At 65.9% G+C, this 24,621-nt stretch carries 20 protein-coding genes; 8 read left to right on the plus strand and 12 right to left on the minus strand.

Going from position 1 to position 24,621, the window contains the following annotated elements:
- Positions 1–31 precede the first annotated feature (31 nt).
- From O3300_RS12590 to ybaK, 6 genes are all read right to left on the minus strand, one after another.
- Complete coding sequence (locus tag O3300_RS12590; protein WP_143451464.1) at positions 32–1,693, minus strand: GDYXXLXY domain-containing protein; 1,662 nt, start codon at positions 1,691–1,693, stop codon at positions 32–34.
- A complete protein-coding gene (locus O3300_RS12595) occupies positions 1,690–2,655 on the minus strand; it encodes a DUF2157 domain-containing protein (RefSeq protein WP_305053090.1) in 966 nt (321 codons plus the stop codon). Before O3300_RS12595 ends, O3300_RS12590 begins: the two co-directional genes overlap by 4 nt.
- A gap of 35 nt (positions 2,656–2,690) precedes the next feature.
- Positions 2,691–2,981 carry a DUF427 domain-containing protein gene (locus O3300_RS12600; protein WP_305053091.1) on the minus strand — a complete coding sequence of 97 codons (291 nt, stop codon included), beginning with the start codon at positions 2,979–2,981 and terminating at the stop codon, positions 2,691–2,693.
- Between the two features lie 70 nt (positions 2,982–3,051).
- Positions 3,052–3,717: a DsbA family oxidoreductase gene (locus tag O3300_RS12605; RefSeq protein ID WP_305053092.1), complete on the minus strand. Its 666-nt coding sequence runs from the start codon at positions 3,715–3,717 to the stop codon at positions 3,052–3,054.
- A 90-nt stretch (positions 3,718–3,807) separates the two neighbouring features.
- Entirely contained in the window at positions 3,808–4,452 is a 645-nt protein-coding gene (gene plsY / locus O3300_RS12610; protein ID WP_230539942.1) for a glycerol-3-phosphate 1-O-acyltransferase PlsY, read from the minus strand.
- 105 nt (positions 4,453–4,557) lie between these two features.
- Positions 4,558–5,049, minus strand: coding sequence for a Cys-tRNA(Pro) deacylase (gene ybaK / locus O3300_RS12615; protein WP_251351753.1), 492 nt, complete (start codon positions 5,047–5,049; stop codon positions 4,558–4,560).
- A gap of 37 nt (positions 5,050–5,086) precedes the next feature.
- Here ybaK and O3300_RS12620 point away from each other — a divergent pair, with 37 nt between their 5' ends.
- Positions 5,087–6,049, plus strand: a complete 963-nt coding sequence (locus O3300_RS12620; RefSeq protein ID WP_305053093.1) for an endonuclease/exonuclease/phosphatase family protein — start codon at positions 5,087–5,089, stop codon at positions 6,047–6,049.
- An 8-nt stretch (positions 6,050–6,057) separates the two neighbouring features.
- On the opposite strand, the gene O3300_RS12625 is transcribed toward O3300_RS12620, so the two are convergent.
- Positions 6,058–8,589, minus strand: a complete 2,532-nt coding sequence (locus O3300_RS12625) for an EAL domain-containing protein (protein WP_305053094.1) — start codon at positions 8,587–8,589, stop codon at positions 6,058–6,060.
- Between the two features lie 393 nt (positions 8,590–8,982).
- On the opposite strand from O3300_RS12625, the gene O3300_RS12630 reads away from it, so the two are divergent.
- The 4 genes from O3300_RS12630 (at position 8,983) to O3300_RS12645 (ending at position 14,729) form a co-directional block, all read left to right on the plus strand.
- On the plus strand, positions 8,983–10,215 hold the full coding sequence (locus O3300_RS12630; protein WP_305053095.1) for an efflux RND transporter periplasmic adaptor subunit: 1,233 nt from the start codon (positions 8,983–8,985) through the stop codon (positions 10,213–10,215).
- A gap of 3 nt (positions 10,216–10,218) precedes the next feature.
- Entirely contained in the window at positions 10,219–13,335 is a 3,117-nt protein-coding gene (locus O3300_RS12635) for an efflux RND transporter permease subunit (protein ID WP_305053096.1), read from the plus strand.
- Positions 13,336–13,695: 360 nt separating this feature from the next.
- Positions 13,696–14,418, plus strand: a complete 723-nt coding sequence (locus O3300_RS12640) for an MgtC/SapB family protein (protein ID WP_305053097.1) — start codon at positions 13,696–13,698, stop codon at positions 14,416–14,418.
- A complete protein-coding gene (locus O3300_RS12645) occupies positions 14,418–14,729 on the plus strand; it encodes a hypothetical protein (protein ID WP_305053098.1) in 312 nt (103 codons plus the stop codon). The genes O3300_RS12640 and O3300_RS12645 overlap by 1 nt, the downstream gene beginning before the upstream one ends.
- Here O3300_RS12645 and O3300_RS12650 read toward each other — a convergent pair.
- Both O3300_RS12650 and O3300_RS12655 read right to left on the minus strand, forming a co-directional pair.
- Entirely contained in the window at positions 14,721–16,118 is a 1,398-nt protein-coding gene (locus tag O3300_RS12650; protein WP_305053099.1) for a cell wall metabolism sensor histidine kinase WalK, read from the minus strand. The genes O3300_RS12645 and O3300_RS12650 overlap by 9 nt on opposite strands.
- On the minus strand, positions 16,111–16,791 hold the full coding sequence (locus O3300_RS12655) for a response regulator transcription factor (RefSeq protein ID WP_305053100.1): 681 nt from the start codon (positions 16,789–16,791) through the stop codon (positions 16,111–16,113). Before O3300_RS12655 ends, O3300_RS12650 begins: the two co-directional genes overlap by 8 nt.
- Before the next feature lie 235 nt (positions 16,792–17,026).
- Between O3300_RS12655 and O3300_RS12660 the strand changes: the two genes are divergently transcribed.
- Genes O3300_RS12660 through O3300_RS12670 form a run of 3 tightly spaced genes read left to right on the plus strand, consistent with a single transcriptional unit; the run spans position 17,027 to position 22,512 of the window.
- Positions 17,027–18,151, plus strand: a complete 1,125-nt coding sequence (locus O3300_RS12660) for an efflux RND transporter periplasmic adaptor subunit (RefSeq protein WP_305053101.1) — start codon at positions 17,027–17,029, stop codon at positions 18,149–18,151.
- The gene (locus tag O3300_RS12665; protein ID WP_305053102.1) at positions 18,144–21,248 is read left to right on the plus strand and encodes an efflux RND transporter permease subunit; all 3,105 of its coding nucleotides are present in this window, start codon (positions 18,144–18,146) and stop codon (positions 21,246–21,248) included. The genes O3300_RS12660 and O3300_RS12665 overlap by 8 nt, the downstream gene beginning before the upstream one ends.
- Entirely contained in the window at positions 21,235–22,512 is a 1,278-nt protein-coding gene (locus tag O3300_RS12670; RefSeq protein ID WP_305053103.1) for a TolC family protein, read from the plus strand. The genes O3300_RS12665 and O3300_RS12670 overlap by 14 nt, the downstream gene beginning before the upstream one ends.
- Before the next feature lie 65 nt (positions 22,513–22,577).
- Here the strand turns inward: O3300_RS12670 and O3300_RS12675 are convergent, their stop codons facing one another.
- The 3 genes from O3300_RS12675 to O3300_RS12685 all read right to left on the minus strand — a co-directional run bounded on the left by O3300_RS12675 (position 22,578) and on the right by O3300_RS12685 (position 24,291).
- Positions 22,578–22,784, minus strand: coding sequence for a hypothetical protein (locus tag O3300_RS12675; RefSeq protein ID WP_070257461.1), 207 nt, complete (start codon positions 22,782–22,784; stop codon positions 22,578–22,580).
- 80 nt (positions 22,785–22,864) lie between these two features.
- The gene (gene xerD, locus O3300_RS12680) at positions 22,865–23,782 is read right to left on the minus strand and encodes a site-specific tyrosine recombinase XerD (protein ID WP_305053104.1); all 918 of its coding nucleotides are present in this window, start codon (positions 23,780–23,782) and stop codon (positions 22,865–22,867) included.
- On the minus strand, positions 23,779–24,291 hold the full coding sequence (locus tag O3300_RS12685) for a methylated-DNA--[protein]-cysteine S-methyltransferase (protein WP_305053105.1): 513 nt from the start codon (positions 24,289–24,291) through the stop codon (positions 23,779–23,781). Before O3300_RS12685 ends, xerD begins: the two co-directional genes overlap by 4 nt.
- Positions 24,292–24,621: the final 330 nt, after the last annotated feature.

The following is a 24,621-nucleotide window of genomic DNA, read 5'->3' on the forward strand; positions in this document are numbered from 1 at the left end:
GTGCTCTTACACGACTGCCTGCGCGTCAAAGCTACAGCTTCTCCAGCTCCGGGCCACGCATGCCCACCAGCAAGGCGCGGCCGTCGGGCAGCACGCGGAACTCGCCATAGCGGGCCTTTTCCCAGCGCGCCGCCTCGCCTTCCTTGAAGAACCAGGCATCGCTGACGAGCACCCAGTTCCCATCCTTCGGCGTCAGTTCGAGCAGGAATTCGCCGGGCGCCAGCGCCTCTTGGGTGTACGGGCGCAGCAATTCCGCCACGCCGCGCGCATCGCGCATCGCCACCACGAGGGGCCGGCCAGGCGCCCGGTCCACGCTGGCCAGGGTGGACAGGACGCCCAGGTTGACGAAATTGAGGCGCATGTAGTCGCCCTGCATCAGCGAGCGGGGATCGACGGGTTCCAGCGCCACGAAGATCGCTTGTCCTTTGGCAATCAGCTGCTCTTTTTGCCAGATGCCGCCATTGGCGACCAGCAACACCAGCAGCAAGCCCCCCAGCACGCCCAGGCGCGCGGCGCGGTGCTCAAGAACCACGCCCGCCGGCTTGCTTTCCACCAGGTGCAGCACGGCGCCCCGCGTGGCCAGCCACGACAGGGCGCACAGCAGCGCGCCGGCCATGGCCAGCAGCGCCGCCTTGCTGGCCAGCGGCCAGGCAAGCTGGTAATAAAAGCTGCCGAGTATCCACGCCGCCGCCAGCGCGGCCGCCACGGCCACGCGCGAACGCCCGCTCGTCAAACAATACGCGAGGATCAGCAGCACGGGCCCCAGCGCCGGCATGAACCACGCCAGCACAATCAACACCAGCGCCACGCCGATGGCGGGCAACTGGCGCAGCGCCGGCCAGCGCCATCCCGTCCAGGCGGCAGCCGCCGTGGCCAGCACGAGCGACACCCCATTCAACACTTGCGCATACCAGGCAACGGCCTGGTGCCGGGTCGCTTCGCGCGCCACGTCGCCGACAATACCGCCGCCCAGCGCGCCGCCCAGCATGAAGGTCATGCCGGACCAGAAAACCAGCCCCAGCAAGATTGCCAGGACCCACCCCGTCGACAGCGATTCCAGGAAGGCGGCGATGGACGCGCCGCGGCCATCGTTGAACGCCTGCTTTTGCAGCCAGTGGGCGCCCAGCCAGAGTGCCAGGGCCAGCATCCAGGCGCTGTACAGCTGCGTGGGGTCGTTCTCGAAAATCCAGTCGCGCGTGCTATCGATGATGCCCAGCCCCAGCAAGCCGCAGGCGACCAGTCCCAGCAGCACGCGCAGCCAGTCGCGCGGCAAGGCGGCGGCCGTCAGCAGGCACGCCAGGCACATCAACAGCGACGCCGTCTGCGTGGCATAGTCGCGGAACAGGGCATAGCCGAGCAGGCTGCCGCCCACCAGCAGGCATGGCACGGCCAGTTGCTCGACAAACAACGCCACGCCGCGCGTGCGGATCAGCAGCACGGCCACCACCAGCACGATGGCGGCCACGACATACGCGCCGGGGCCGTGGCGCACGACGCTTTCCAGTCCCGCGCCCAGTGCCAGGACCAGAGGGATGGCGGCCAGCCAGGCGCCAAGGGCCGTCATCAGCACCAGCGGCCACGGCCGCACATCCTGCACGGGACGGGCGGCGCCGGACGGCAACAGGCCGGCGCGCGTGGCGTCGTCGATCAGGGTGGCGAGCGCATCGGCTCGCTGACTATTGATATGGCTCATGCCGCCTCCCGGCGCGTGCGCCACAAAATGCCTTGCACGGTGAGCGCCAGCAGCACGGCCGCGAACAAGCCCAGCATCACCAGCCTGCCGATGCCATCGCCATTGCCGCCGCCATGGAACAGCACGTGCCCCAGCCCCCACACCAGCAAGGTGTTCAGGCCCAGCGCGACGGCGCTCAGGCCGAACACGTCAAAGAACTGGCGCGTGGACAGCAGGACGCCGGCGACGGCCAGCAAGCCGAGACCGGCCCAGTACGGCGATTCGATCTCGCTGCCGAACAGGGCGCTGACGGCCGTGCCCGTGATGAGGATGGTGGCCAGCACCAGGCCCAGACGCAAGGCCCAGTTGCCCGCGCCCGTCCAGCGCGCCAGCAGGGGCGAGACGAACGCACAGCCAGCCAGCACGGCCAGCCAGCCGCCGATGAAAATGGGCAGATCGGCCGAATCGACGCGCCAGCTGTTGTGCGCATGCGCCTGCATCCACAGGGTGGCGGCCGTCGACAGTATCAGCATCCACGGCGTCCACAGCACGTCGCTGCGCGCCACCAGGCACAGGGGCAAGGCCAGCGCGGCCCACAGGGCGAACAGCTGCCACGGATCGGCGCCCGTCTGGTAGGTCTGGCCGAAATACGCGAACAGGCCGCCGATGGCCAGCAAGGCCAGCAGCAGCAAGGGCACGCGCGCTTTCGGCACGGCAAACGCGCCCACGCAGGCGGCGGCCAGCACGCCTTGCAGCAGGGCAAAGCGGCCCATGCGGCCCAAGTCTTCCCAGTTGGCGGCCACCCAGCAGATCAAACCCATGCCCAGCAGCACGGCGCCCAGCACGGCCACGCCACGCGGCAGCCAGTAGGCCAGGCGCGCCGGTTCGCGCTGGAAGCCGGCCACTTCCTGCAACTGCCGGGTTTGTTGGGCATCGAGCGCATAGTCCGAGGCGAGTTGGTACACGGCGAGGCGTAAATCCATCGTCTGCTTTCAGGTTGATTGGTCGTAAGAAAGCGTCAGCGCTCGACGCTGACGCCGCGCCAGAAGGCGACGTGGCCGGCAATTTGCTTGGCGGCATCCTTGGGCTGGGGGTAATACCAGGCCGCGTTGGCATTGACGGCGCCATCGACGACGAGGTCGTAATAGCTGGCCGTGCCCTTCCATGGGCAGATGCTCGTGTGGCTGCTGGGACGCAGGTATTCCTGCGCCACGGTAGCTAAAGGAAAATATACATTGTTTTCAACGACTTGCACCTGCGCATCGGTGGCTTGCGCGATGACGGCGCCATTCCAGCTGGCTGTTGGCATTTGACTATCCTCCTTCTGCGCCGAGTGTAGCGCAAAAAGTCCGCCATGGCGCGCGCCATTGGCGCCCCGCTCAAGCGCCGGCGATGATCTGGCGCAAGGCTTGTTCGAACACTTCGGGAGGTTGGCCGCCGGAAATCAGGTGGCGCTCGTTGATGATGACGGCGGGCACCGAATTGATGCCGTTCTGCTGGTAGAACTGTTCCTGCGCGCGCACCTCGTCCGCATACGCGCCGGAGGCCAGCACCTCGGCCGCTTTCACGCCATCGAGCCCCACCTTGCCGGCCACGGCCAGCAGCACCGCGTGCGAGGACGGATCCTGTCCCTGCGTGAAATACACATCGAACAGCGCCATTTTCAATGCCTTCTGGCGCCCTTCCAGTCCGGCCCAGTGCAGCAGACGGTGCGCGTCAAACGTGTTGTAGATGCGGCCGCGCTTGTCCATGGCAAAGGTAAAGCCCAGCTGTTCGCCGCGCGCGCGGATGGCTTCGCGCGACTGCGCCATCTGTTCCGGGGTGGAGCCGTATTTGCGGGCGATGTGTTCGCCGACATCCTCGCCTTCGGGCGGCATGTTGGCGTTCAGTTCGAAGGGCTGGAAGTGGATATCGGCCTGGACGGTGTCTTGCAGCGTGTCCAGCGCCTGCTCCAGCGATTTCAGGCCGACCACGCACCAGGGGCAGGAAACGTCGGACACGAAATCGATACGGATGGGGGTAGGTGTGGCGGGAGTGGAACTCATGGTGGGCAGCCTTTGCGCGAGTCGGTGGCGGCCGCACCGCGCGGCGCCGCAAGCACAGCATATGCGTGCGGCCCGCGGGAAATCAAGCGCTTACTTTTTCTTGGCGGGCGCCTTGGCCCCATCCTTTTTGCCGCCGATCTTGCTTTCCTTGCCAGAGAGCAAGTTAGCGATGTTCTGGCTGTGGCGGTAAGCAAGCAGCACGCTCATGACGATGACGGCCAGCAAGATGGGATCGACGCCGAACAGCAAGCCATAGTAAAACGGCGCAAACAGGGCCGCCACCAGGGCTGCCAGCGAGGAATAGCGGAAGGCATAGGCGATGATCAGCCAGGTGGCCAGGGTCGCCAGGCCCAGCCAGGGATTGATGCCCAGCAACACGCCGAGGGCCGTGGCCACGCCCTTGCCGCCGACGAAGCGGAAGAACACGGGCCACAAATGGCCGAGGAAGACGGCGATGGCGACCAGGGCCACGGCCGTGTCGCCCACGCCCAGCGCGCTGGCAAAATGGTCGGCCAGGAACACGGCCAGCCAGCCCTTGGCGCCATCGCCCAGCAGGGTCATGATGGCGGCGCCCTTGTTGCCGCTACGCAGCACGTTGGTGGCGCCCGGATTTTTCGAGCCATAGGTGCGCGGATCGGCAATGCCGTAGACCTTGCTCATCACCACGGCAAACGATATCGAGCCGAGCAAGTAAGCGGCCACTGTCATTGCCACGGTTGTGATTACTGGATTCATTTCTTCCCTTTATTGTGTTTATTACACCAGCATCGAGGCTGGCGCAGCAGAATATACACCAGCGCCCCGTCCAGGGACAGGGCGGAGCCCCGCTTTCTTGCTCTCTTAATCCTGCAAGGCGCACTGCACCGGTTTGGCTTGCAACAAATCAACGAGCACCTGCGGCGCCAGCGAGACGAGGAAACCGCGCCGCCCGCCATTGATATAGATGCGCTCGAGCGCGAGGATCGATTGCTCCACGTACACGGGCATGGCCTTCTTCGTGCCGAACGGCGAGGTGCCGCCGATCATGTAGCCGGAATGGCGCTGCGCCACTTCGGGCTTGCACGGCTCGACGGACTTGCAGCCGATGCCACGCGCCAGATTCTTGGTCGACACCTTGCAATCGCCATGCATGAGCACGATCATCGGCTTGGCCGCCTCGTCCTGCATCACCAGGGTCTTGATCACCGCATGTTCGGGCACGTTCAATTCGCGCGCCGAGACGCTGGTGCCGCCGTGCTCCTCGTAGGGATACGGATGTTCTTCGAAGGAAACTTGATGCTTGCGCAGCAACTGCGTCGCCTGGGTTTCGGAAATATGCTCTTTTTTAGCCATGCGTGATACGCTGATCGTTCAGTGAGGAGTGCTAATTATGCAGGAAGAAATCCGCTTTGCCACATTCAATGTCTGCAACCTTGCCCCCGCCGGGGCGAAATTGTATGACAACCTGGAACCGTTGAGCCCGGCGCAATACGAAGCCAAGGCGGAATGGACGGCGCGGCAAATCGACCTGCTCGACGCCGACGTGATCGGTTTCCAGGAAATTTTCTCGCAAGCGGCCCTGCGCGACGTGCTGTCGCGCACGCGCCATTACCGCGCAGCCACCCTGGCCGGCTACGATGCCATCGATGCTGCCGGACGCATGCTGCCCACGGTGGCGCTCGTGTCGCGCTTGCCGCTGGCCGGCGCCGGTGTTGCCTGGGCGAATTTCCCCGCCGGCGTGAGCGTGCCTGCCGAAGACGATGCTGGCCGCTTCGCCCGCGCGCCCCTGCATGTCCAGGTCATCTTGCCTGGCGGACAACTCACGGATGTGGTCGTGATACATTTGAAATCGCGCCGCCCCGACTACCGCCATGGCGACGGCAACGATGCCACCGCCTACGCGCTGGCCAACCTGCGCTCGCTGCAGCGGCGCGGCGCGGAAGCCGTGGCCCTGCGCGTGCTGGCAAGCGAACTGGGCCACAGCGGCCGTCCCCGCATCGTGCTGGGCGACTTCAACGACATCGCCAATGCCGTCACCACGGCCATCGTCATGGGCGCGGGCGCGCCGTGCGAAGCGGGTGCCGAGATGCGCGAACGCCTGTACGACGCCAATGCCATCCAGCAGCGCCAGGACGCCCTGCGCCACGTGGGCTACACGAATATCCACGACAGCGCCTACATGACGATCGACCACATCCTCGTGTCCGAACATTTTCATCCCGCCTCGCCGCGCGCCATCGGCGTGCTGCAGGAAGTGACCTATCTCAACGACCATCTGCTGCTGGGCTTGCGGCACGCCTCCGACCATGGCCAGGTGCTGGCACGCATCAAGCTGCTGGGAAATATTGACTAACTCAGTCACTAGTGCAGCAACTTCGCCAGCGCGCTGCCCTCCACTTGCGCGCTGGCATAGCGCCCCTGGTATTGCTGGCAGCCCTGCCCCCGCAGATACGCCAGCTGCTGCGCCGTCTCCACGCCTTCGGCGATCACCGTCAATTGCAGCTCGCGCGCCATGGCGATGATGGTGGCGGCCACGGCCGTGTCGGATTCGGTTGCCGCGCCGTCCGCCGCGGCGGGCAGGAACGAGGGGTCGATCTTGAGCTTATCCACCGGGTAATGGCGCAGATTGGCCAGGCGCGAATAGCCGGTGCCGAAGTCGTCGATGGCCAGCCTGGCGCCCAGCGCGCGCAGTTGCGCCAGCACGCCGGCCAGGCGCGCACCTCCCTTCATCAGCAAGGACTCCGTCACTTCCAGTTCCAGGCAGCCGGCAGGCAAGCCCGACACGGCCAGCGCCTCTTGTACGCTGAGCAACAAGTTATTGTGCAGGCATTGCGCCGGCGACAGATTCACGGCCACGCGCCAGGCATGGCCCGCGTCGTGCCAGGCGCGCGCGCGCAGGCAGGCGTGGCGCAGCACCCAGTTGCCGATCGACACCATCAAGCCGCATTCCTCGGCCACGGCGATGAAGCGCTCGGGCGACAGCACGCCCAGTTGCGGGTGGCGCCAGCGCAACAGCGCTTCGGCGCCGACGATCTGCCCGCTGGCGACATCGAGCGCAGGCTGGAATTCCAGCACGAATTCCTCGCGACCCAGCGCCTCGCGCAAGCCTTGCTCCAGGCTGGCCCGCTCGACGATCTGCGCATTCATCTCGGCATTGAAAAACTGGAAATTGTTGCGCCCGCTTTCCTTGGCGTGGTACATGGCGATGTCGGCGTTATGCACGAGGCTATCGATGCTGTCACCATCGCTGGGAAAGATGGCCACGCCGATCGAAGTGGACACATGCAATTCGTATTCTCCCAGCTGATAGGGCTGCGTGACGGCATGCAGCAGGCTGGACGCCACGTGGGCCACCTGGTCGATGCCGCCCACCTCAGCCAGGATGATGACGAACTCGTCGCCGCCATGCCGGCTGACCGTGTCGACGCCGCGCACGCAGCGCACCAAGCGCCGCGCCACTTCCTTGAGCAGCAAGTCGCCCACGTGGTGGCCCATGCTGTCGTTGATGTGCTTGAAGTGGTCGAGGTCCAGGTACAAAATGGCCAGCATGCTCAGCTTGCGCCGCGCGGCCGCCAGCGCCAGCGACAGCCGGTCCAGCAACAGCACCCGGTTCGGCAAGTCGGTGAGGAAATCGTGCTCTGCCAGGTGGCGCGTGTGCTCCTCGTTTTTCTTGCGCTCGCTGATATCGCTGAGGATGGCCAGGTAATTGCTCAATTGCCCCTGCGAATCGCGGATGGCCGTCAGCGACAGCCAGGCCGGGTGGCGCCCGCCCGCCTTGCGCTGGCCCACGATGTCGCCTTGCCAATATCCGTTGTCCCCGACTTCGTCCCACACGTGGTCGAAAAACGCCGGCGCGTCCGGCTCCGCCCCGTGCAGGACGAAGGGCTTGCCCAGCATGTCGTCCAGGCTGTAGCCGCTGATCTCGCTGTATGCGGGATTCATGCTGACCACGCGCTGCTGCGGATCGAGCACGACGATGGCTTCGCGCGCATGCTCGACCACCTGCGCCGACAGGTACAGGGCCCGCTCGGCAAGTTTGCGCGAGGAAATATCCCGGATCACGGCGTAAAACAGATAGGTGTGGTCGAGCGTGACGGAAGTGAGCAGCACTTCGCCCCAGAACAGCTCGCCCGCGCACGTCTGGTAGCGCCAGTCGTAGCGGCAATTGCCGTCCGCGTGGGCCTGCGCCGCCAGTTGCGTGCCGCGCAACGCTGACAATTCGCCATCGGGCTGGCGCAAGGGCGAAAAATCGCTGAGGCGGCGCCCCAGCAGCCGTGGCCGGTCCTCGCATTGAAACAGGACGATGGCGGCGGGATTGGCGTCGGCGATATGCTCGTCACGCAGCAGCAGGATGGCATCGGCGGATTTCTCGTACAACTGGCGGAAATTGTCGCCCATCAGCAACAAGGCGCCCTGCGCGGCGCCATCCTGGCCGCTGGCCGTGATGTCGACGTCGATGCAGACCACTTGCCGCACTCGCCCGGACTGGATGACAGGAAACACGGTGGAACAGATGCAGCGCGGCGCGGCCCCATCGGCGCCGAGCTTCCACAGGCGCGTGCTGCGCGCCTTGCCGCTGTCCCACACGGCCGCCAGTTCGCCGGCAACCTCCTCGGCCAGGGTGGCATCCGGCAGCGAGGCGGCCACCCTGGCCCACGGCTGGCCCAGCGCCAGCTCGGCCGTGACGCCATACAGGCGCGCCGCACCCAAGCTCCAGTAGCGCACGATGCCATCGCGGTCGATGCCGCGCACGGCCAGGCCCGGTGCCTGCTCGACGGCGGCGACGATGATGGCCAGCAGATCGAGCGCCTTGCCGGCCGCTCCCGCCTGCGGTTCGGCAGCGGCCAGCAAACGGCCCGGCGACGGGGCGGCTCCGGCAATCCGTTCAGACATCAGCCCCCCGTGGCGCGGCCGCACGGCAACCGGCGGGCGAATGGCCTGTCCGGTGGCGCAACCATCCCACCCATTCTTGCGCGCCGGCGAATCGGCTTCTTGAGGATGCGCAAGCATCGTGACGTGCAAGGCGTCGATGCCGGCAGTGTCTTTGGTCGCCGTTTTTTGCATTCCAGCCCCGATTTTGTGCAATCTGTCGCACGGCGATGGCGGCCGGGCTGGATTCTTCCTAAAGTGGCAACATGCGCATCGCCGTGAACGGCTGCAGCGGCAGGCGTGTTGTCTGCGGCCGCCACGGTGATGCGCTACCCGAATTCCCCCGGCCAGCGACAGGCCGGGTCCGCACCGAGACCTGGCGCCGAACCCCTGCGCCGCTCCTGACCAAAAATACCTATGAAAAACGAGACCCTGCCCCCCGCCTCTCCCCTTGCAGCCACGCGCCGCCGGCGCTGGCGCACCCCCGTGCTGATCCTGGTCGTGCTGGGCCTGGCCGGCGGCGGCTGGACGGTGATGCAATCGAAGCAACAAGCCGCCAAGGCGGCCGAACTGCAAGCGAGCAAGAAGAAGGAGCAGGCCAAGACGCCCGTGCATGAACTGGCGCAGGGCGACGTGGCCGCCATCGCGGCGCGCGCGCTCAGCATCAGCTTGCCCCTGTCCGGCTCGCTGGCGCCCGTGACCCAGGCCACCATCAAGGCCAAGGTTTCCGGCGTGATCCAGGAAACGACCTTGCAGGAAGGCCAGCAAGTGGCGAATGGGCAAATCCTCGTGCGCCTGGATGCGGCCGACCTGCGCGCCCGCCTGACGCAGCAGCAAGCCATGCTCGACGAAGCCCAGGCGCGCTTGTCGATGGCCAGCAAGAATGAAGCGAACAGTCAGGCCCTGCTCAAGCAAAAATACATTTCGCAGACGGCGTACGACACAACGCAAAACTCGGTCGAGCTGGCGCGCGCCAACGTCAAGTCCGCCGCCGCCATGGTCGATATCGCCCGCATCGCGCTGGCCGATGCGGTGATCCGCGCGCCGATGGCCGGCATCGTCAGCAAGCGCCACCTGCAGGCCGGGGAAAAAGTCTCGCCCGACATGCCCGTCTACACCATCGTCAACCTGGCCCAGCTGACCCTGGAAGCGCCCGTGCCCAGCGCGGAAATCCCCCGCATCAAGCTGGGCCAGGACGTGCACTTCAAGGTCGACGGCTTCGGCGCGCGCGACTTCGCCGGCAAGGTCACGCGCATCAACCCCACCACCGAGAGCGGCTCGCGCGCCATGCTGGTCTACATCGCCGTCGACAATGGCGACGGCGCGCTGCGCGGCGGCATGTTCGCCAAGGGCAGCATCGTCACCGAACGGTCAAACGTGGCGCCGCTGGTGCCGTTGACGGCCGTGCGCAATGAAAAGCAGGGCCCCGTCGTGTATGCGCTGGTGAACAACAAGGTGGTCGCCCAGCCAGTTACCCTGGGCCTGCGCAACGAAGACGAAGGCTATGCGGAAGTCAAATCCGGCCTGGTGCCGGGCGCGAAAGTCATCATCGCCAGGCTCGATGGCGTCAAGCCGGGCCATGGCGTGGCCTTCGCCGCACCAGCCGCCGCCCCTGCCGCGCCGGCAGCCGTGCTGGCTCGGAAGGACTGAGCCATGTGGATGACCAAAGTCAGTATCCAGAACCCCGTCTTCGCCACCATGGTCATGGTGGCGCTGGTGGTACTGGGCATCTTCTCCTACCGGGGCCTGGGCGTGGAAAGCATGCCCAGCGTGCAGTTCCCGTTCGCCGCCATTGAAGTGAACTACCCGGGCGCCTCGCCCGAAGCCGTGGAAAACGACATCACGCGCCCCATCGAGGACGCCGTCAACACCGTCAGCGGCATCAAGACCATCCGCGCCAACTCGTGGGAAGGACGCGCCGGCGTCTACCTGGAATTCGAGCTGTCGACGAACATGGACAAGGCCATGCAGGACTTGCGCGACAAGGTGGCCCTGGTGCGCCCCCGCTTCCCAAAGGAAGCCAAGGACCCGTTCATTGCCCGCGCCGAGGGCGACAACGAGCGCCCCATCGCCACCATCGTGCTGACGTCCACCGGGCATGACCTGCGCTCGCTGTCGACCATGACGGAGCAGATCATCAGCAAGCGCTTCCAGGGCGTGGCCGGCGTGGGACAAGTCAAGCTGCGCGGCCTGCGCGCGCGCCAGATCCTCATCAGCATGAAGCCGATCGAACTCAATGCCCAGGGCATCGGCGTCGATGAAGTGATCCGCGCCATCCAGGCGACGAATACCAATTTGCCGGCCGGCTCCATCAGCCATGGCGCGGCCGAACAGCTGGTGCGCGTGGAAGGCAAGATCAAGGATGCGCGCGAATTCGGCAAGATCATCGTCGCGCGCCGCGCCGTCGGCCCCGTCTACCTGGACCAGGTGGCCACCGTCGTCGACGGCGAGCAGGAAGAACTGTCGATCTCGCGCATGAACGGCCAGCAGGCCGTGACCATGGAAATCACCAAGGTGCAGGACGCCAACGTGGTCGAAGTGGGCACCGGCATCCTGAAAGTGGCGGCGGACCTGCAAAAAACGCTGCCGCCCGATATCACCCTGCGCGTGCTGGACGACGAATCGGAGCGCGTGCAAAGCCAGCTCGATAACGTCAAGCGCACCATCATCGAAGGCGCCGTGCTGACCATGGTGATCGTCTTCCTGTTCCTGCATTCGTGGCGCTCGACCATCATCACGGGATTGACCCTGCCGATCTCCGTGCTGGCCAGCTTCATCGCCATGAAGGCCTTCGGCTTCACCCTGAACTTCCTCACCTTGATGGCGCTGTCGCTGTGCATCGGCCTGTTGATCGATGACGCCATCGTCGTGCGCGAAAACATCGTGCGCCACCTGGGCATGGGCAAGAACCACTACAAGGCGGCCAACGACGGCACCAATGAAATCGGCCTGGCCGTGATGGCCACCACGTTCGCCATCGTCGCCGTGTTCGTCCCCGTCGCCTTCATGGACGGCATCATCGGCCGCTTCTTCCTGCAGTTCGGCATCACCGTGGCCGTCGCCGTTCTCGTCTCCCTGTTCGTCAGCTTCACGCTCGACCCCATGCTGTCATCCGTCTGGCGCGACCCCATCAAGGACCGCTTCAAGTACGCGCCGTGGCTGGGCCGCTTCATGGCCTGGATCGAGACGGGCATCGACCGCCTGCATGTATGGTATGGCAAGGTGCTGGCTGTCGCTTTGCGCTGGCGCAAGACGACCCTGGCCACGGCCGTCGCCCTGTTCGCGGGCAGCCTGATGCTCGTGCCGATGATCGGCGGCGAGATGTTCCCCGAGACGGACCAGGGCTGGGTCAACCTGCGCTTCAAGACGCCCGTCGGCTCCAGCCTCGAATACACGGATACCAAGGTGCGCCAGATCGAAACGGCCCTGAAGGAATTTCCTGAAATCGACAGCCTGGTGGCCAATATCGGTACGCAGGACGGGCGCAACACGGCCGAGGTGAACCTGAAGCTGACGGACATCAAGAAGCACAAGCGCCGCTCGCAGCAGGAGCTGGAAAAGCTGATCCGCGAACGCCTGGCGCCGATTGCCGGCATCACCCTGTCCGTCGGACAGCGCCCCATCTTCATCGCCATCCTCGGCACGGACGAAGGCAAGCTCGATGCGGTGGCGCACACCCTGATGGACAAGATGCGCGGCATCAAGGGCCTGGCCGACATGGAATACAGCCAGGAAGGCGCCAATCCGTCGACCACCGTGAAGATCAATAACGAACTGGCCAGCGACCTGGGTTTGTCGGTGCAGCAGATCGGCAACGCCCTGCGCCCGTTCGTGGCGGGCGACACGGTCAGCCACTGGTTAGCCAGCGACGGGCAAAACTACGACGTCAACGTGCAGCTGCCCAAGTCGGGCCGGCAAAAGGTGGCCGACCTGGCCGACCTGTCGCTGGCCTCGAGCAAGCTTGACGCGAACGGCAAGCCCGTCATGATCCCGCTGCGCCAGGTGGTCGACTTCGTGCCGTCATCGAGCCCGCAGGTGCTGAAACGCCAGGCCTTGCAGCGCCGGGTGGCCATCTATGCAGGCACGCAGGGCCGCCCTGCCGGCGACGTCGACGCCGACGTGCAGAAAGCCATCAAGTCCATCGACTTGCCGCCCGGCGTGCGCTTCGACGTGGCCGGCAATGCGCAGCAGATGGCCGAAACCATGGGTGGCGCCATGATGGCGTTGGGGATCGCCGTGATCTTCATCTACCTGGTGCTGGCGTCGCAGTTCGGCAGCTTCCTGCAGCCGATCGCCATCATGGTGTCCCTGCCGCTGTCGCTGATCGGCGTGCTGGCCGCCCTGCTCATTACGGGCAGCACCCTGAACATCTTCTCCGTGATCGGCTTCATCATGCTCATGGGCCTGGTGACCAAGAACGCGATCTTGCTGGTGGACTTCACCAACCAGCGCCAGCGCGAAGGCCTGGGGCAGTTCGAGGCGCTGATGGAAGCGGGGCAAGTGCGCTTGCGCCCCATCCTGATGACGACACTGGCCATGGTCTTCGGCATGCTGCCGATGGCCATCGGCATGGGCGACGGCGGCGAATCGCAGGCGCCGATGGGCCGCGCCGTCATCGGCGGCGTGATCACCTCGACCTTGTTGACCTTGGTGGTGGTGCCCGTCGCCTACACCTATCTCGATAGCCTGGGCAAGCGCGCCGCGCGCTTTTTCGGCGGCAGCGGCGAGCACGCCGAATCCGCCGACGACGGCAAAGCACACGCCCACTGATTGACCGGTCGCCTTCACCGTCCCCGCATTGGCGGGGACGACGCGGCGGCTTCCTGAAGAGAGCTTCAGTTGACCAAAGCTGCCCCACTGGCTAGACTGTCCCCGTTATCAATGATATGGAGTGACTCGTGGGTGCTTGTTCCAGTGACAGTAGTCGATTGACCATCGGCGATCGGCCTTAGGCAAGACGCGCGCATTCCGCCCGCCCTGCCCATGGCAAGGTGCGGTTTTATCAGCGGCAGTACTCTCTCGCCGCCACTTCCCTCCTCATCGTTCCACCGTTATCGTCTGCTGCCCCCTTTCGGGGCGAATTGTCTTCGCCCCCGCACTCGCCTGTTCCTCCCCAGCCGGGAGAAACTGATGGTGGTATTTGACTTTGCGCTGCGCGTTGCCGCGGCATTGACCCTGGGCGCCATGATCGGCGCCGAACGCCAGCTGCGCCAGCGCATGGCGGGCCTGCGCACGAACGCGCTGGTGTCCGTCGGCGCCTCGCTGTTCGTGATGGTTTCCGTGCTCGAAGGCGATAGCGCCGGCCATATGCGCATCGCCGCGCAGGTGGTCTCCGGCATCGGCTTCCTGGGCGCCGGCGTCATCATGCGCGAAGGCATGACGGTGCGCGGCCTGAACACGGCCGCCACCCTGTGGTGCTCGGCCGCCATCGGCATCCTGTGCGGCCTGGGGTTCGCGCTGGAAGCGGCCATCGGCACGGGATTTGTCCTGGTGGCCAACCTGGTGCTGCGCCACCTGGCGCAACGCATCAACGCGCACGGCGGCGAAGCGGGCATCGAGACGGAAAGCATCTACCGCGTGACGGCCGTATGCGAGGCGGAGCAGGAAATCCTCGTGCGCAACCTGATGCTGCGCATGATCAGCGGCATGCCGGCCCTGATGCTGCAATCCTTGCACAGCGAGGATACCGCGCACGCCGGACGCATCGAAGTGCGGGCCGACCTGCTCACGCCCCTGTCCAGCCTGGGATTGCTGGAGCAGATCGTCAGCCAGGTCAGCCTGGAAGGCAGCGTCTCGGCCGTGCGCTGGGCGCTGGTGAACAACGCGGAATTTGTCGCCGAACGGGGAGTGTGATGATGAAAAAATGGATGCTGTGGTTTGTCAAACGTGGTCCGGCTGTCGCCACCTACCGCCTGACCGTCACCTGCCCCGCAGCGCAGGCCGACCACGTCGTGCGCCTGCTGCTGGCCGAACTCAAGGGCGCGGGCCTGGCGCCGTCGCAAATGCTGCGCAGCTGGGACGCGGCCAGGCAGGTGGTGCAGCTGATCGCCACGGTGCTGTGCCAGGCCGTGCAGCGCGCCGTGCTGGTGCGCTTCGTCAACCGCGCGGGCGCCTGGCCGCAGGTGCGGCAAGTGCGCTGGGAAGGCGTCGCGCCTTCAGCTTGAGGCGGGCAGGCGCATGAGGAACAGCGCGCCGCCTTGCGGGCGGTTCTGCGCCTCGATGCTGCCGCCATACGCGTGCACGATGGCTTGCGACAGGGCCAGGCCCAGGCCGAAACCGGGCGCCTCGCCCGCGCGCGCCTGGGCGCCCCTGTAAAACCGCTCGAACAGGTGCGGCAAGTCTTCCACGCCGATACCCGGCCCCGCATCGGCCACGCCGACGATCGCATGCGCGCCATCGCGCGCCACGTGCACGCTGATGACGCTGTCGGGAGGCGAGAACTTCACGGCGTTATCCAGCAAATTGGCCAGCACCAGGTCGACCGGGCCGGCCGCCACCCTGGCCTGCACGTCTGCACTTGCATCGAAGACGATGCGGATGCCGCGCTGCGCTGCCGCCTTTTCCAGGCGCTGCGCTGCCGCCCGCACGAGCGGATTGAGCTCGATGGTTTCCACCGCGTTGCGCTCCTGGCCCACGTCCAGACGCGTGAGCATCAAGAGCTCTTCCACCAGGGTCGTCAGGCGCTGCACTTCATCGAGGCACGATGCCAGCGCATCGACATACTCGGGCGACTCGCGCGAGCGGCGCAGGGTGATTTCGATTTCCGTGCGCAGGCGCGACAGGGGCGAGCGCAATTCGTGCGAAGCGTCAGCCGTGAAGCGGCGCTGCGCATCGTAGCCGTGTTCCAGGCGGTCCAGCATGGCGTTCAGGGTATCGACCAGGCGGCCGATCTCGTCTTGCGTACCGGGATGGGGCAGGCGCTGGTGCAAACTGGCTTCGCCGATCGAATGCGCCTGGTCCACCACGTCGTCGATGGCGCCCAGCACGCGGCGCGTGAGCATTTCGCCGGCCAGGCCCACGGCCGCCAGCAGGGCCAGCGCCATGGCGCCAAACAGCACGGTGGCCGCGGCCAGCACGTGATTGGTATCGTCGAGCGAACCGGCCACCTGCACCGCCAGGCGCGCGCCGGACGAAGGCAGGGGAATCGAGACCATGCGCAGCGGCTCTTCGCCGAACTTCGGCAGGGTCTCGAAAATGGTCTCGCCGGCCGCCAGGCGCGCCAGCAAGGCGGGAGGCGCCGGCAATTGCGCCGCCTCCAGGTTGCGGCTGCGCGCCAGCACGCGGCCTTCGCCATCGATGATCTGCACCAGGCGGTCCAGGCGCGTCAACGACGGCGGCGCCAGGCCCGGCGCCACCTCGTGCACCTGCACGGGCTGGCGCGGCGCAGCCGGCAGCATGGCCATTTCCGTCTCGGCCAGCGCCAGCAGGGCCGCATCGAGCTGGCCGTGCACGGCGCGCGACAGGCCCCAGTAACCGGCCAGCGCCGTACAGGCGACGATGGCGAGGATGACGGCCAGGTGCACCAGCAGCAATCGCTTGCGAAAGCTAGCCACCGTTGTTTTCCGCCAGGCGGAAGCCGCGTCCGCGCACCGTGTGTATCAATGGCGGTAAGCCCGGCGCATCCACTTTCCCCCGCAGGTTGCGCACGTGGACGTCGATCAGGTTGTCAATGCCGATCAGGTCCGCCTGCCATATCTGCTCGGCCAGGCGCGCGCGGCTGACCACTTCGCCCGCCTGGCGCAGCAGGATCAGCAGGATCGCGTATTCCTTGGGCGTGAGCACCAGCGGCACGCCAGCCCGCGTTGCCTGGTGGCTGACGGGATCGAGCGTCAGGTCGGCCAGCGCCAGCACCAGCGGGCGGCTGATGTCGGAGCGGCGCAACAGGGCGCGAATGCGCGCCAGCAGCTCCTCGAATTCGAACGGCTTGGTCAGGTAATCGTCGGCGCCCGTGTTCAGGCCCGTCACCCGGTCGGCCGTGGCGTCGCGCGCCGTGAGCATCAGCACGGGCGTCTGGATGCCGCGCGCGCGCAAGTCGCGGCAAAAATCGATGCCCTGCTTGCCCGGCAACATCCAGTCCAGCACGATCAGGTCGTAATCGACGGCGTAGCTTTCCTCTTCGCCTTCTTCCGCGCTGTGGGCCACGTCGACGACAAAGCCTTCTTCCTGCAAGCCGCGCGCCAGCAGGCGCGCCGCCTTGCGGTCGTCTTCCACCAGGAGGATTCTCATGCCTGCCTTTCGCATTGCGCCGTGTTTTCCATGCTGGCATTTTACCGCGCCGCACCGTACGCGCACGGAACCTGAAGAATGATTCAGGCGTTCTTGGGCGCTTCTTCAGGACCACATTGCTATGCTTTCCCGGCGCTGTTGTGACGCTGCCTGCGCCACCTGCGCCCCTCTCATTGCCCGCCTGGGCACGGCATCCATGCATGCCCCTTCACCATCAATAACAAGGAAACACGGGATGAACACGACCACCCGCAACGCCCTGGGCGCCAGCTGCGCCCTCGCTCTCGCCTGCTCGGCCCTGGCCGGCTGCGCCAAGCCGACGGCGGCAGCCACGCCTGTCGCCCAATCGATGCATCAGGACGACGGCAGCATCGCCGTCGACAAGATGTCGCCGCTGCGCCAGCGCCTGCAGATCGCCGCCGTACTGGAACAGAACATCGCCACGCAGACGGAGGCGCCGGGCAGCATCGAGGCCATGCCGGAGAAGCTGGTGAAGATCACGCCGCCCCTGGCCGGGCGCATCACGCGCTTGCAGCGCGCCCTGGGCGACAGCGTGAAGGCGGGCGATCCGCTGTTCACGCTGGACTCGGCGGAACTGAGCGCCGCCTACGCGGACGACAGCAAAGCCAGGTCCGCCCTGCTGCAGGCACGCCAGGAACTGGAACGCCAGAAAACCCTGTTCGAGGCGGAAATCGCCGCGCGCAAGGAGTACGAAGCGGCGCAGGCCAGTTTTGCGCAAGCCGGCAGCGACGCCCAGGCCAGCGCCGACAAGCTGGCGCAGTACGGAGCAGGAGCGCGCGGGTCGCGCCGCGACTATGTGCTGCGTTCGCCGATCGCCGGCACCGTGATCGCCATGGAAGGCGCCCAGGGCGGCTACTGGAACGATATCAACGCGCCCGTCATGACGGTGGCCGACCTGTCCACCGTGTGGCTGTCGGCCAACGTGGCCGAAAGGGACCTGGCGCAGGTCGCCGTGGGACAAACGACCAGCATCACCGTCGACGCCTGGCCCGGCAAGGCTTTCGAAGGCAAGGTCGCGTATGTGGGCGCCGTGCTCGACCCCGAGACGCGCACGGTGAGGGTGCGCGTGGCCATCGACAACCGCAGCGGCGCCTTCAAGCCCGGCATGTTCGCCCACGCGGGGTTCGCCGGCGCCAGCCGCCGCGCCCTCCTCGTGCCCGCGTCCGCCCTGCTGCAAAGCGGGCCCTCGACGCGCGTGATGGTCGAACGCAGCGCGCTGGTGTTCTCGCCGCGCGCGGTGGAAGTGGGCGCCAGCCATGGCGACCAGGTGGAAATCGTCTCCGGCCTGAAAGCGGGCGAACGCATCGTCGTCAAGGAAGGAGTGCTGCTCAATGATTGACCGTTTCATCGCCACCTGCTGCCAGCGGCGCGGCATCGTCTGGCTGGTGCTGCTGTTCGTCGCCGCCTATGGCGTCTACTGCTGGAAGCAGCTGCCCATCGAAGCGTATCCCGACATCGCCGACGTCACCTCGCAAATCGTCACGCAGGTGCCGGGCCTGGGCGCCGAGGAAATCGAGCAGCAGATCACCATTCCGCTCGAACGCGCGCTGCTCGGCACGCCCGGCATGCACGTGCTGCGCACGCGCAGTCTGTTCGCCCTGTCGCTGATCACGGTGGTGTTCGAGGATGGCAGCGACGGCTACTTCACGCGCGAGCGGCTGCAGGAACGCCTCGCCAGCGTCAACCTGCCGTATGACGCCAAGCCGGGACTCGATCCCTATACCTCGCCCACGGGCGAGATCTACCGCTACACCTTGGAATCGAAAAGCCGCAGCCTGCGCGAACTGTCCGAGCTGCAGTTCTGGACCGTGATCCCGCGCCTGCAGCAGGTGCGCGGCGTGGCCGATGTGAGCAATTTCGGCGGTTTGACGACGCAATTCATGCTGGAACTCGACCCCGCAAAACTCGACAGCTACGGCTTCTCGCTGGCGCAGGTCAAGGACGCCATCAACGCCAACAACATCAGCGGCGGCGGCAGCGTCATCGACCGCGGCCAGCAATCGTACGTGGTGCGCGGCGTGGGCTTGCTGCATTCGCTCGATGACATGGGCAACGTCGTCGTCAGCAGCAAGGATGGCGTGCCTGTGCTGGTGAAGGACCTGGGCAAGCTCGCCTACGGCAACGTGGAGCGGCGCGGCATCCTGGGCAAGGACGACAATCCCGACACTATCGAAGGCATCACCCTGCTGCTGAAGGACTTCAATCCGTCCGAAGCGCTGGCCGGCATCCATGCTGCCGTGGATGACTTGAATGCCAATGTGCTGCCGAAGGATGTGAAAGTGGTGCCCTACCTGGACCGCAGCTCGCTGATCGACGCCACCCTGCACACGGTCAGTTACACCCTGGGCGAAGGCATGCTGCTCGTCGCCCTCGTGCTGCTGCTGTATCTGGGCAGCCCGCGCGCGGCCGCCATCGTCGCGCTGACGATTCCGCTGGCCCTGCTGATCGCCTTCATCTTCATGCACCATTTTAAAATTCCCGCCAACCTGCTGTCGCTGGGGGCGATCGACTTCGGCATCCTCGTCGACGGTTCCGTGGTGGTGCTGGAAAACATGCTGCGCCGCCGCGAACGGGAACAGGAACGGCCTCTCACCCTGCAGGACGCCATCGATGCGACCCTGCAGGTGGCACGTCCCATCATGTTCGGCATGGCCGTCATCATCGCCGCTTATTTACCCCTGTTCGCCTTCCAGCGCATCGAATACAAGCTGTTCTCGCCGATGGCGTATGCGGTGGGCGCGGCGCTGGTGGGCGCGCTGGTGGTGGCGCTGGTGCTGATCCCGGGCCTGGCCTGGCTGGCCTTGCGCAAGCCGCGCCGCACCTTCCATAACCGCGCGCTGGACAAGCTGGCGGGCGCGTACGGGCGTTTCCTCGAACGCATGGTGGGCAGGAAGCGCTGGGTGGCGATGGTGTGCGCCACCTCGCTGGCGTGCCTGGCGCTGCTGGGCGGCAGCATCGGGCGCGACTTCCTGCCCTACCTCGATGAAGGCTCCTTGTGGTTGCAGGTGCAGATGCCGCCCGGGATCACCCTGGACAAGGCATCCGAGATGGCCAGCGAACTGCGGCACGCCGCGCTGGAATTCCCCGAAGTGTCGACCATCGTCACGCAGACGGGGCGCAACGACGACGGCACCGATTACTGGACGCCGTCGCACATCGAAGCGAGCGTGGGCCTGCATCCATACAAGAGCTGGAAGTCGGGCATGAGCAAGCAGCAGTTGATCGCCAAAATGAACGCGCGCTTCGCCAGCATGCCCGGAGTCACCGTGGCTTTCATGCAACCGATGATCGACGGCGTGCAGGATAAATTGTCGGGCGCGCACAGCGACCTGACGGTGAAAATCTTCGGCAATGACCTCGACGAGGTGCGCGGCATCGCCGGCAAGGTGGCAAATGTCCTGAAGACTATCTCTGGCGCCTCCGACGTGGCGGTGGACGTGGAGCCGCCGCTGCCCAACCTGAAGGTGGAACTGGACAGGGCAAAGGCGGCCCGCTACGGCATCAACGCGGCCGACGTGGCCGACCTGATCGCCACCGGCATCGGCGGCGCGCCCATCGGCCAGGTGTATGTCGGCGAGAAAAGCTACGACATCGCCGTGCGCTTCCCGCCGGCCACGCGTTCCAGCCCGGACGCCATCGCCAACTTGAAGCTCAACGCCGCCAACGGTGCGAGGATTCCGCTGGCGCAGGTGGCCACCATCAGCACCACCTCGGGCGAAAGCGTGATCGTGCGCGAAATGGGACGGCGCCACATCATCGTGCGCCTGAATGCCCGCGGGCGCGACCTGGCCGGCTTCCTGGCCGAAGCGCGTCCGCTGGTGGCGCAAGCCGTGGCCGACGAGCACCAGCGCATCAGCGTCGAATGGGGCGGCCAGTTCGAAAACCTGCAGCGCGCGCAAAGCCGTCTGGCGCTGATTCTGCCGATGACCCTGGGCGCCATGTTCCTGCTGCTGTTTGGCCAGTTCCGCAACCTGCGCCAGCCCGCGCTGGTCTTGCTGGCCGTGCCGCTGGCCATGCTCGGTGGCCTGGCCGCGCTGCACCTGCGCGGCATGACCTTGAACGTGTCGAGCGCCGTCGGCTTCATCGCCCTGTTCGGCGTGGCCGTCCTGAATGCCGTCCTGATGCTGGCGCAGATCAACCGCTTGCGCAGCGACGAGGGGAAAAGCTTGCGCGAGGCCGTGCTGGAAGGCGCGCGCGACCGCATGCGTCCCGTACTGATGACGGCCACGGTGGCCGCCCTGGGCCTGACGCCGGCCATGCTGGCGACAGGCCTGGGCAGCGACGTGCAACGCCCGCTGGCCACCGTGGTGGTGGGCGGCCTGGTGACGGCAACCGCGCTCACCCTGCTGCTGTTGCCGGCCCTGTATTACCTGATCGAGGCGCACCTGCAACAACGCCGGACCGACACCGAAGGAGAGACCCATGACACGTTTTAATGTACTGCTGGCGGCCTGGCTGATTGCTCCATGCGCCATTGCCGCGCCCTTAAGCTTTGAAACCTATCTGTCCGCCGTGGAAAGCCACAGCCTGGAACTGCAGGCGCAGCAGCAGGGCATCACCTCGGCCAAGGCCGGCATCGGCATCGCCGGCTTGCGTCCCGATCCCGAGTTCACCCTGGGCGCCACGCGCGAGACGGTGCGCAGCGTCGAGCACCGTCCCGTCACGTGGAACCCTGCCATCAGCATGGCCATCGAGACGGGCGGCAAGCGCGCCGCGCGCCTGAAGGCGGCGCACAGCAATGTCGCGCTGGCCGAGGAAACGGTGGCCGGCTTCAGGAGCGAACTGTATGGCACGGCCGCCGCCGCGTTCACGGAAGCGTGCCGCACGCGCGAGGTCCTCGCGCGCAAGGAACAGACCATGGCGGCCCTGTCGAAGGTAGTCGAGGCGAATACCGTGCGGCGCAAGGCGGGCGACGTGGGCGGCATCGAGCTGCTGCAGTCGCGCGTGGAACGCGACCAGTTCCAGGCCGACCTGGCGCAGGCGCGCAGCGAGGCAGATAGCGCGATGCTGGCCCTGTCGCCGCCGCTGGGGCGCCAGTTCGATGGCTTGTTTCCGCAAGCGCAGCTGGCGTGCGACTTCGCCGCGTACGAGGGCGGCGACGCCGGCGTGCTGGTGCCGCAGGCGCTCGAGGCCCGCAACGACGTGCGCATCGCCCGCGCCACGCTGGACAACCTGCGCGACGGTGCGGCGCTGGTGCGCGCCAACCGCGCCGTCGATCCGACCGTGACCGTGGGCCTGGCCGCCGCGCGCGGCTACCATGACGGCATCGACGCCAGCGGCAATCCCGTCGATGGCGCGCCCCGCTCCCGTGCGCTGTCCATCTCGCTGGCCATCCCGATTCCCCTGTCGCGGCGTGACAAGGGCGACGTGGTGCAGGCCGAAGCGGGGGTCACGCAAGCGATGCTGGCCCTGCGCCAGGCCGAATTACAGGCGGAGACGCAAGTGCGCACGGCGCAGCGGCAGCTGCATGCGGCGCAGGACAGGCTGGCGCGCTACCGCGACGGCGTGCTGGTCGATGCGCAAAAGGTAGTCGACGGCGTGCGCCTGTCTTACTTCAGCGGCAATGCCTCGCTGCTGGAATGGCTGGCGGCGCAGCGCTCGGCCGATGACGCGTACCAGGGCTATGTGCAGGCGCGCGCCGATGCGGCCATGGCCAGCACGCAGCTGCAACTGGCGCTTGGCCAGCGGCCGCACTTGTAGCGGGGGAAGGGGAAACGAGGAGATACCGGCGCGGCGATGCCGCACCGGTCATCAGGAACGGGGAGTTACTGGGGCTGGGCGGGTGCGTCGCCCTCGGCGGCCGGATCTGCATCGACGTCGGCGTCGTCCGCTTCCGGCTCATCGCCTTCGCCGCCGTCGGCCGGCTTCGGATTGTTCTTCGCTTCCAGCTTGCGTCTGGCTTTTTCCTCGGCTTTCTTCTTCTTTTCCAGCTCTTTTTGCCGTTTTTCGTATTGGAAATTTGTCTTGGCCATTTACTACCTCTTTAGTTTTTTATTGTTACAGATAAGCACATAGGGCACATTATGACGCAGTTGGAGCAAATACAAAATTTTTAGCCGCGCGGATGATGCTGCGCATGCAGCAGTTTCAGCCGTTCGCGGGCCACATGCGTGTAAATCTGCGTGGTGGAAATATCGGAGTGCCCCAGTAACAATTGCACAACACGCAAGTCCGCGCCATGGTTGAGCAAATGCGTGGCGAACGCATGGCGCAAGGTATGCGGCGACAGCGGTGCCGTGATGCCGGCGCTCAACGCATGTTTCTTGATGATGACCCAGAACATTTGCCGCGTCATGGCGCCGCCGCGCCGCGTGACGAACAGGGCATCGTCCATCTGGCCATCGAGGATGACGCCGCGCGCTTCCTTCAGGTAGCGCTCGATCCACAGCCGCGCCTGCTCGCCGAACGGCACCAGGCGCGTCTTGCTGCCCTTGCCCGTGATGCGCAGCACGCCATCGTTCAGGCTCAGTTCCACCGATTTCAAGTCCACCAGCTCCGACACGCGCAAGCCGCTCGCATACATGAGCTCCAGCATCGTGCGTTCGCGCAGGCCCAGCGGCGTGCTGACGTCGGGCGCCGCCAGCAAGGCTTCCACTTGCGCTTCGCTCAAGGTGTGCACGAAGCGCGCCGGCTGCTTGGCCGAGACCATCTTCAGGCACGGATCGGCCGCGATATGCTTGTGCCGCAAGGCCAGCTGGTAAAAGCGCTTGAGCACGGACAAGCGCCGGTTCGACGAGGTCGCCTTGCTCTCGTCGTGGCGGGCCGCGAAATACGCGTCGATATCGGCCGTGGATACTTCGTACAGGCCCTCGCGCCCGGGCCGCGCCACTTCCAGCCAGCGCGCAAACAAGCGCATGTCGCGCCGGTAGGCATCGAGCGAGTTCTTCGACAAGCCGTCTTCCAGCCACAGGCTGTCGCAAAATTCATCGATCAGGGTAGTGTTGTCGGGCGCCAGCAGGCTGTTCATCATCGTTTGGACCATCCCATGCTCTCGACACCTTCATGCGCCAGCAGCCAGCGCTTGACGCCCAGGTGGAAGCCTGTCGCATCGTCGTGGTGGGCAAAGCCGCCCAGGCCGCCCGCGGCTGTGACCCGGTGGCAGGGGATCACCACGGGAAACCAGTTGGCGCCGCAAGCCTGGCCCACGGCGCGCGGGGCCGAGCCGATCAGGCGCGCCACGTCGCCATACGTGCGCACCTGGCCGCGCGGAATGCCGGCAATCGCCGCCCATACGCGCTGCTGGTAGGCGCTGCCCGCGTCTGCCAGTGGCAGGTCGAAGACATAATCGGGATCAAGGAAATAGCGCGCCAGTTGCCGGCACGCCCGCTCGGAGACGGCATCCTGCGCATCTTTTTCCGCGAAGTGCGACGGCAAATACACCAGTTCGCATACCTGGCCCTCCTGCGCACGCACGCCCATGGCGCCGAACGGTGCGGCCACGATGGCGCTGAACAGTTCACTGCCCTGTTGTTTTTTCATCTGCTGATCAAAGTTCAAGTGTGGCATATATACAACCTGCCGGCGCATCTGGCTGCGCCCTAGTGATTATGCACCGACTTTGGGCGTGCCGGCGGACGTTTCCCCCGCACGAAAAAAAAGCGCACCAGTCGGTGCGCTTCAAATATTGCTTCACGTTCCCGGTCGTTTGGGTCCGCCGGTGCCGGCTTGTGGCCGCAGACAGCTATGACTCAACAACTTCTGTGAAACGTGTGTCTCCTCAATATATCCCCGGTATCAATACCGTTTTTATAGACCACTCCCCCACTAACCTTGTTACCAATTCTGTATTTCAGCCTTGCTACCAGGGCG

Source organism: Janthinobacterium sp. SUN206 (assembly GCF_030587305.1).
GTDB classification, from domain to species: domain Bacteria; phylum Pseudomonadota; class Gammaproteobacteria; order Burkholderiales; family Burkholderiaceae_D; genus Janthinobacterium; species Janthinobacterium kumbetense.

Coding starts and splice junctions, on each gene's coding strand:
- O3300_RS12600 (WP_305053091.1), bottom strand. CDS start 2,981: ATGCCAACAGCCAGCTGGAATGGCGCCGTCATCGCGCAAGCCACCGAT.
- O3300_RS12605 (WP_305053092.1), bottom strand. CDS start 3,717: ATGAGTTCCACTCCCGCCACACCTACCCCCATCCGTATCGATTTCGTG.
- O3300_RS12670 (WP_305053103.1), top strand. CDS start 21,235: ATGACACGTTTTAATGTACTGCTGGCGGCCTGGCTGATTGCTCCATGC.
- O3300_RS12660 (WP_305053101.1), top strand. CDS start 17,027: ATGAACACGACCACCCGCAACGCCCTGGGCGCCAGCTGCGCCCTCGCT.
- O3300_RS12640 (WP_305053097.1), top strand. CDS start 13,696: ATGGTGGTATTTGACTTTGCGCTGCGCGTTGCCGCGGCATTGACCCTG.
- O3300_RS12675 (WP_070257461.1), bottom strand. CDS start 22,784: ATGGCCAAGACAAATTTCCAATACGAAAAACGGCAAAAAGAGCTGGAA.
- xerD (WP_305053104.1), bottom strand. CDS start 23,782: ATGATGAACAGCCTGCTGGCGCCCGACAACACTACCCTGATCGATGAA.
- plsY (WP_230539942.1), bottom strand. CDS start 4,452: ATGAATCCAGTAATCACAACCGTGGCAATGACAGTGGCCGCTTACTTG.
- O3300_RS12595 (WP_305053090.1), bottom strand. CDS start 2,655: ATGGATTTACGCCTCGCCGTGTACCAACTCGCCTCGGACTATGCGCTC.
- O3300_RS12635 (WP_305053096.1), top strand. CDS start 10,219: ATGTGGATGACCAAAGTCAGTATCCAGAACCCCGTCTTCGCCACCATG.
- O3300_RS12630 (WP_305053095.1), top strand. CDS start 8,983: ATGAAAAACGAGACCCTGCCCCCCGCCTCTCCCCTTGCAGCCACGCGC.
- ybaK (WP_251351753.1), bottom strand. CDS start 5,049: ATGGCTAAAAAAGAGCATATTTCCGAAACCCAGGCGACGCAGTTGCTG.
- O3300_RS12590 (WP_143451464.1), bottom strand. CDS start 1,693: ATGAGCCATATCAATAGTCAGCGAGCCGATGCGCTCGCCACCCTGATC.
- O3300_RS12685 (WP_305053105.1), bottom strand. CDS start 24,291: ATGAAAAAACAACAGGGCAGTGAACTGTTCAGCGCCATCGTGGCCGCA.
- O3300_RS12620 (WP_305053093.1), top strand. CDS start 5,087: ATGCAGGAAGAAATCCGCTTTGCCACATTCAATGTCTGCAACCTTGCC.
- O3300_RS12645 (WP_305053098.1), top strand. CDS start 14,418: ATGATGAAAAAATGGATGCTGTGGTTTGTCAAACGTGGTCCGGCTGTC.
- O3300_RS12665 (WP_305053102.1), top strand. CDS start 18,144: ATGATTGACCGTTTCATCGCCACCTGCTGCCAGCGGCGCGGCATCGTC.
- O3300_RS12655 (WP_305053100.1), bottom strand. CDS start 16,791: ATGAGAATCCTCCTGGTGGAAGACGACCGCAAGGCGGCGCGCCTGCTG.
- O3300_RS12625 (WP_305053094.1), bottom strand. CDS start 8,589: ATGTCTGAACGGATTGCCGGAGCCGCCCCGTCGCCGGGCCGTTTGCTG.